The organism is Streptomyces sp. NPDC002130 (assembly GCF_040296465.1).
Classification (GTDB): Bacteria; Actinomycetota; Actinomycetes; order Streptomycetales; family Streptomycetaceae; genus Streptomyces.
Genome location: NZ_JBEOXI010001186.1, coordinates 1 through 1,091, shown reverse-complemented (window position 1 = coordinate 1,091; position 1,091 = coordinate 1). Strand labels below are relative to the sequence as shown.

The window sequence follows — 1,091 nt, the reverse complement described above, 5'->3', positions numbered from 1 at the left end:
GCCGACCTCGAAGCGATGGTCGAGCAATTCTTCTCCGAGAAGTCCGGCACCGAGGTGGTAGCGCAGGCGGAGATCGACGGTCTGCCCACCGGATTGTGGTATGCGGCAGTGGAACTGGGGCTGCCGCTGGTCGGTCTTCCCGAATCTGCCGGTGGTTCCGGTGGCTCGCTCCTCGACGCCGTGACTGTCCAGCGCGCGGCGGCGAGGCACGCTGCGCCGCTGCCGCTCGCCGAGACGTACCTCGCGGGCAGGCTGGCAACAGCGGGCGGGTTACCCGTGCCCTCCGGAATCGCAACGGTCGCCCCGGGTTCGCCGCGCGACGATGTGCGCCGGACCGACGACGGTTTCCTGTCGGGAACCTTTCACGACGTGCCGTGGGGTAGTGCCGCATCAGTGCTGGCAGCAGTTCTCGGTGATCGCGTCGTACTCCTTGACATCTCCGACGCCGAGATCGGTGGCGGAACGGATCTTGCGGGGCAACCGCGTGAGAGTCTGACGTTCTCCGAAGCGCGTACCGTTGACGGTGAAAACCCGGTTGATCCCCGAATTCTCGGTAGACTCGGCGCATTCTTGCGTTCGGTGCAGATGGCGGGAGCCATGGAGGCGGTGTCGACGTTGACCCGGCGCTACGTGTCGGAGCGGGTGCAGTTCGGCAGGCCCGTCGCGCAATTTCAAGCCGTCCAGCAGCACGTCGTCACTCTCGCGCAGATGGCATCGATGTCGACGCTGGCTGTGGATCGCACTGCGCATGCGCTCACCAGTGGTGACGCCGACTTCGAAGTGTACGCAACCAAATTGGTGATTTCGCAGAATGCGCTAGCGAGCGTACGCGCCGCCCACCAGGCGCACGGTGCGATCGGCATGACCCGCGAGTACCGCTTGCAACAACTCACCCGTCGACTGCATGCCTGGAGATCGGAGTTCGGCGACGAAATCGCACTGGCGACGCAGCTCGGAACGGCCGTCGCGGCGACGCCCTCCTTGCCCCGCTTGATCACCGACCCGCAACCGACCTTGGAGCTGAAATCATGACCGTCGACCCCAGCCGCCCAGCCGATGCACTGATGACCGAGGCAGACCCCGAGAACGTG

At 65.4% G+C, this 1,091-nt stretch carries 1 protein-coding gene; it reads left to right on the top strand.

From position 1 onward, the window contains the following. On the top strand, positions 1-1,032 hold a 1,032-nt coding region (locus ABT116_RS49510; RefSeq protein WP_351648266.1), incomplete at its 5' end, for an acyl-CoA dehydrogenase family protein. Positions 1,033-1,091: the final 59 nt, after the last annotated feature.